The 5842-nt window shown below is 43.3% G+C and carries 6 protein-coding genes; 2 read left to right on the top strand and 4 right to left on the bottom strand.

What is annotated here, in order from left to right:
• The 3 genes from BV375_RS01505 to BV375_RS01495 form a co-directional block, all read right to left on the bottom strand.
• Window positions 1-1307 (bottom strand): tetratricopeptide repeat protein (locus BV375_RS01505; RefSeq protein ID WP_243713809.1); only part of this gene is annotated, 1307 nt, incomplete at its 3' end.
• A 162-nt stretch (window positions 1308-1469) separates the two neighbouring features.
• Complete coding sequence (locus BV375_RS01500; protein WP_086756514.1) at window positions 1470-1787, bottom strand: ATP-binding protein; 318 nt, start codon at window positions 1785-1787, stop codon at window positions 1470-1472.
• A gap of 99 nt (window positions 1788-1886) precedes the next feature.
• Complete coding sequence (locus BV375_RS01495) at window positions 1887-2324, bottom strand: hypothetical protein (RefSeq protein ID WP_086756512.1); 438 nt, start codon at window positions 2322-2324, stop codon at window positions 1887-1889.
• 357 nt (window positions 2325-2681) lie between these two features.
• On the opposite strand from BV375_RS01495, the gene BV375_RS36465 reads away from it, so the two are divergent.
• A complete protein-coding gene (locus BV375_RS36465; protein ID WP_166507345.1) occupies window positions 2682-2849 on the top strand; it encodes a hypothetical protein in 168 nt (55 codons plus the stop codon).
• Between the two features lie 323 nt (window positions 2850-3172).
• Window positions 3173-3568 (top strand): hypothetical protein, encoded by a 396-nt coding sequence (locus tag BV375_RS01490; RefSeq protein ID WP_086756510.1) that lies wholly within the window; start codon window positions 3173-3175, stop codon window positions 3566-3568.
• 57 nt (window positions 3569-3625) lie between these two features.
• Here BV375_RS01490 and BV375_RS01485 read toward each other — a convergent pair whose 3' ends face one another.
• Entirely contained in the window at window positions 3626-5446 is a 1821-nt protein-coding gene (locus tag BV375_RS01485) for a tetratricopeptide repeat protein (RefSeq protein WP_086756508.1), read from the bottom strand.
• Window positions 5447-5842: the final 396 nt, after the last annotated feature.

Here is a 5842-nt window from a genome sequence, read left to right as displayed (position 1 = left end):
TTGGGAAACAGGCGCTTTGTCATCGCCAAGGCTTCAATCAATAGGGGTTCGGCTTCGTTGTAGCGCCCTTGGCTATTGTAGAGTGTAGCTAAATTGTTCAAGCTAGCAGTCACATAGGGATGGTCGCCGACAAATAAAGCTTGGCAAACGTTGGCGCATTTTTCATACCAAGGTTCTGCTAATTGATATAATCCTTGTCCTTCGTAAAATCTTCCCACTGGCTCAAATACCCAAATTACTCGATCGTTGGGAACTGATGCTGGGGAAATTATCTGTTCTTCTCTTACTTGCGTTACTTCTGCAATTAACCGTTGTCCCAGGTCTTCGAGATGGGGAACAACATACCTGATGCTTTCGATATCCTCAGAGGTGGGTGACTGGGGAAGACTTTGAGCTACAGCTATCATGGCAATGGCGAAGGTTGTTTCTAAAACTGCTTTCATCTCGCCAGCATCGGCTAACTGCTCTTGCAAGAACCAGCGCACTAAGGCATGAATTTTATAATATCCTTCGCTGTTTTCTACCAGTTGCAGCAAGTTACGTTCATAAAGTTGCTTTTTAGCTGCGTTTAATTCATCTTCTGTCCACGTTAATAAATTGCCCTCAGACTGAAAGTCTGGGGCTACAGAAACGTTCGCCCTTGGCGTTCCCGAAGGGTAGTCCGCCTGCGCGAACTGGTTATCGCCAGCAGGCTGTGCTTGTATAGCGGGTTCTGTTTGCTCAAGGTTTTGACTTGCTGTGGCTACCCAAATTACCAAATCCCAAAGAATTAATTGGGGAGCAAATAAACTCAAAAATCTTCCTAGTTGTTGCGTCAGTGGGTGGTGGTTGAGTTCTTCCCACGTTAAAGCAAAAGCGGCTTTAACTCCTAGTTGAGTTGATGTGAGAGTTTCCCGATTTTGTAAAGCTTCTTCTGCTAATTTGCGTTCTTGCAACCGCCCAAACATCGTATCTAAAGACAAATTTGGGTCTTGTACTAAATAAGCTCCTACTAACTCTATACCCAAAGGCAAATATTCCAGACATTCACAAATTGCGGTTGCGGCTGCTGGTTGGTTTTCTACTCGCCTGTCTCTGTTCCCTAACAATCCTTTTAACAGTTCTAAAGCTTTTCCTGGTTCTTTTTCTGGCGAGAGAACATCTAAGGGAATTTCTTGAATAAAGTTAGGGTCTAAATGTCGCAGTCGAGTAGTCACCAAAACTCGAAAGCGGTTATCGCTGGGAACAACTTCGCGGAGGTTGTCTAAGCTAACCTGAGTTCGGGTTAAGCCAGAAGCTAAAAAGCTTATTGTGTATAGATTGAGCAAAATTCTAAGTGGTAAAAGAAGTGATTAAAGTGGAATCGTTTCGTCAATAAGGTTCACAAATGAGATTAATATCAACAACATGCCTTATTGAAAATATATGAAAACAAAGTTTCAGACCAGACAACGAAAAATCAAGGGGTTTGAGGATTTCTTATCCCGAACTCAGGTTAAGCTAGTTACATCATCAAAGACGATTAAAATAGGTAACTCAGATTCGGGATATTGCGACCAACACCAAGCGACTTGTTCTTTGAGGCTTAAGAGTCTTCCGCCTTGTTCTTGGGGTATCTCGAAATCGAATTTGACGAAAAATTCCAAAACTTCCGCAGCGAGATTGCTTTCCCTGTCGTTGAACCAGGCGATTCCGCCATAATCTTGTTGATATCTTCTGGCGTATTGGGTGGCTAATTCAGTTTTACCTACGCCTCCCATTCCGGCTATAGCGACATAATCTCCGCGCTGCAATTCTTGATGCAGCATTGCTAATTCGGTTTCTCGCCCGACAAAATGGACAGAACCGCGATAGGGGATATATTTTGTCAGGCTTAACTTTGTCCGCGCCCCTGCGGACGACTGTAGTCAGTTAAACGTGACTGGGGCATTAAATATGTTGCCTTGGAAGACGTTCTTTATCTCATCTGCCAACTTTTGATTGTTGATGGTATTTGGTTGTTGTGGCTGAGACTTAAGGTTATCGGCTTGTTGCTGTATCAACTGAATAAAGTTAGGATTTGGTTCAGCTTGAGCTGCTGTTGCTAATTCTTGTGCAACTTGCGCCACTTCAGGATTAGCTTTAGCCGCAGCTTCCACTTCTAGTACAGCTTTGCCATAATCGAGTGGTTGGTCTGGTGCTTTCTCGATCGCAACTACAGTATGGGGAGAGTGTTTTTTCAGCTTGACAATAAACTCGCCAGTCTTATCCCATAAAGCTTGTCCGACATTTTCGCCTGTTTTTTCTAAGGCTTTGGTGGCAATTACAGTGCCAATTGCGATCGCAGCAGTAGTTAAAGGTTCCATTAGCTACTTATATATGTAACCTATTTCTTTATTAACACATAGTTTTTGTGCTAATTTCCGCAATTAAGCGGAAAAATCTATATCCAGCGCATTCCTAAGGGTTTAGCAATGCTCATACGTGTCAACTTAACGTGAAACCCTTGTTAAAACGTGATTTTGTATTCACTCACCTACCATTACGATCCTCGTCACCCCACCCCAGTTTTGTCTAAAGCCAAAACTTCCCCTCCCCGCAGGCGGAGAGAAGTTGCGTGCGGGGGTTCCCCCCCGTTGAGCAAACTTCGGGGGAGGGGATTAAGGGGAGGGGTAAAACGTATGTGGGATAAGCGTTTGAGCTTAAGTTGACACCAATGAGCATTGCTAAACCCCTACCAAAATCATATTCATAACCAACGCTACGTCTGTCATAACCAACGCTACATCTGTCATAACCAACGCTACATCTGTCATAACCAACGCTACGCCCGTCATAACCAACGCTACATCTGTCATAACCAACGCTACGCCCGTCACAACCAACACTAAGTAGAAGGACTAAATTAAACCTAACGAACGGATTACCGGGTTTCGACTCCGCTCAACCCTCTTCTAGTCGGGCTATCGAGCATTGAGCGTTCGCGTAGCGTCTCCCCTTGGGAGAAGTCGAAATGCGTCTTCTAAATAATTGTGTCTACCTACTTACGCCTGTCATCACCAACAGCGATAAAATATTTATTTGGAAGTTTCTAACGGTTATTACTTAAAAATTTAATTACTAAAAGTACAATATTCTGGGAATTATGCTGAACCAAAATTCAGCTTGATTAAGGCAAGCTAGTACTATAAGTATTTTATACAGGAGTGCTGTTATGCCACGTCAACAACGTATATCGCGTATTCTAGAAAAAGCTCAATTGAGATCTGCCAGACTAAAGGCTATTAATCCCAAAATGGATTTTGGCGATGCTTGCGACCTAGAAAATATGATGCAACAAATGGAGAAATTACGTGGCAAGCTAGAGACTTATAATAGCGCTTTAGCAGTAGTTGAGTCTACCAGAATCGAGATTGAAGAGATGGAAAAAAGCTTGGGCAATCTTTCTGAGAGAATGCTGCTGGGAGTTGGTTGTAAATACGGTAAAGACAGTAGCGAATATATGATGGCGGGTGGTGTGCGCAAAAGCGATCGCATTCGTAAGGGCACAGCTACTCGTCTCAAAGCTACGGCTGAGGTAAAATCTGATGAGGATGCTCCTACGGTGTAGCACTAGCCCACCAATATTTTAAATTTACAATAGATGGGCTGGTGGGCGATGCCCATCCTACTCAAGTTCTGCAATTAAATTGAGAATTTCTCGGTAATATTGGATATTGCCTTCTTTGTAATAAAGGTCGGCGGATTCTTGGAAATCGGCAATTGCTCTTTCGTAATCTCCTAGGTTCCGGTAAACATCAGCGCGCACAAGGTAAGCTTCTGTCCAATGAGGTTGGAGTTCTAAGGCTTGGTTTAAATCTTTGAGCGCTTCTTCTAATTCGCCTAGCCAAGAACGGCTACGGCCTCGATTAAACCAGTCTTCCGCAAAACTAGGCTCGATCGCTATTGCTTGATTGTAATCTTCTAGCGCTCCTTGATAGTCTTCGATGACATAACGAGCATTACCGCGATCGCTATAAAATGCAGCGGAGTGGGGATTTAGCTGTAAAGCTTGGGTATAATCTGCGATCGCTCCTTCATAATCTTCTAAGGTATAGCGCAGAGATCCTCGGTTGTAATAAGCTTCAACCAATTCAGGATTGAGGTGTAATGCTTGGTTGTAATCGGCAATTGCTCCTTGTTCATCGCCCATCTGACGGCGGACGTTACCCCGGTTGCAGTAGGCTTGAGAAAAGTTAGGTGCAATTTCTATTGCCTGAGTGTTATCGGTGATTGCTCCGTGGTAATCTTGCAAAGCTTCGCGGACAATACCTCGACCATAATAAGCTTCGGCTAAATTGGCATTAAACATTAATGCCCAATCGTAATCTTTAATTGCGCCTTGATAGTCTCCTAAATTACGACGCGCCGCAGCGCGATCGCAATATCCCTCAGCCATCAGGGGATTAAGTTGCAGGAGTTTTGTACTATCTTTAATCGCTTCTTGATAGTCTCCCATGCGGCGACGTACATTTGCTCTTAAGCCGTATACTAAATCTAGAGTGGGATTTTCTTGCAATGCGCGGTTATAGTCAGCGATCGCTCCTTGATAGTCGCCCAAAGCACTACTGACAAGACCTCGTTCATAGTATGCTTGCACATCATCAGGATTGAGGGCGATCGCTTGATTGAAGTCTGCCATTGCTTGCTGATACTGTTCTAAGTGAGCATAAACAAGACCGCGATTATAGTAAGCTCCAGCAAAATTGGGATTTAATTCCAAAGCTTGGTTGTAATCTTCAATTGCCCGTTGATAGTCTGTCAGAGCATAACGAGCATTCGCGCGGTTATGATAAGCTTCTGCCAAATTGCCATCTAGCTCTAATGCTTGGTCGTGATCGGCTACCGCTTGTAGGTACTCTCCCAGAATATGATAAACATTACCTCTATTAGTGTAGGCTGCGGCAAAATTGGGGTTTAACTGTAAAGCTTTGTTAAAATCTGCGATCGCTTCTTGATTATCGCCGCGATCGCAATGGGCTACACCACGATTATGGTAAGCATTAGCAATATCAACATTAATATAAGTAGATAACTGCGGATTAATTTGGAGTGCTTGGTGAAAGTTAGCTATTGCTGTTTCGTAGTATGCTAGGGCAAAGTAGGCTTGACCCCGGCTATGGTAAGATTCAGCTAAATTGGGATTGATTTGCAATGCTTGGTCATGGTCAGCGATCGCGCCTTCATAATCTTCTAACCAGTAACGCGCATTAGCCCGATTGCAGTAAGCTTCGGCAAAATGAGGATTAATTTCTACTGCCCGATCAAAATCTGCGATCGCGCCGTGATAATCTTTAAGATCGGTGCTGATAATAATACCTCGGTTATAGTAAGCTTCCGCAAAATTGGGATTAAGTTGTATTGCTTGGGTGTAATCTGCGATCGCTCCTTGATAGTCCCCTTGAAAATTTTTGTTTAATCCCTGAGTTAAAAAATCTTCAGCATTCATAAAATTTATGAGAGTTATGAGTTTTTATAGAGAGTAAATCTTGCACTAATTCTGAACGATTGGAAGTCACACGCCAGTGGCTCCCCTCCAGGAAGCTGCACAGAGCGTGTCTACTCTCATCTTTGATGCAAGATGTGAATAAAGGCTCATTATAGACGACAGAAATTATTCCACCAATAATTTTGGTTGTAGCCTAAAGTCCCATAGCACTTTTAAAAAGATGAATCGCTAAATATAATCCAATACAGTTCAGTAAAGCTCACAAATAATTACTAAACAAAAAACCGAACAATTATTTTGGCGGGGGCTTGGGGGACGCAACCGTCCCCCAATCGGGGGTTTGGGGGATTCTCCCCCAAATCTTGGTTTTTGTCCGACAGATGAGAACTCTGATCA

This window comes from Nostoc sp. 106C, from assembly GCF_002154725.1.
Taxonomy (GTDB): Bacteria; Cyanobacteriota; Cyanobacteriia; order Cyanobacteriales; family Nostocaceae; genus Aulosira.
Note: the sequence above shows the minus strand (reverse complement) of the source record. Positions and strands in the feature narration are given on the sequence as shown.

Excerpts from the sequence above, each read along its gene's own strand:
- BV375_RS01495 (WP_086756512.1), bottom strand. The coding sequence starts at position 2,324 with ATGGAACCTTTAACTACTGCTGCGATCGCAATTGGCACTGTAATTGCC.
- BV375_RS01490 (WP_086756510.1), top strand. The coding sequence starts at position 3,173 with ATGCCACGTCAACAACGTATATCGCGTATTCTAGAAAAAGCTCAATTG.
- BV375_RS01485 (WP_086756508.1), bottom strand. The coding sequence starts at position 5,446 with ATGAATGCTGAAGATTTTTTAACTCAGGGATTAAACAAAAATTTTCAA.
- BV375_RS01500 (WP_086756514.1), bottom strand. The coding sequence starts at position 1,787 with ATGCTGCATCAAGAATTGCAGCGCGGAGATTATGTCGCTATAGCCGGA.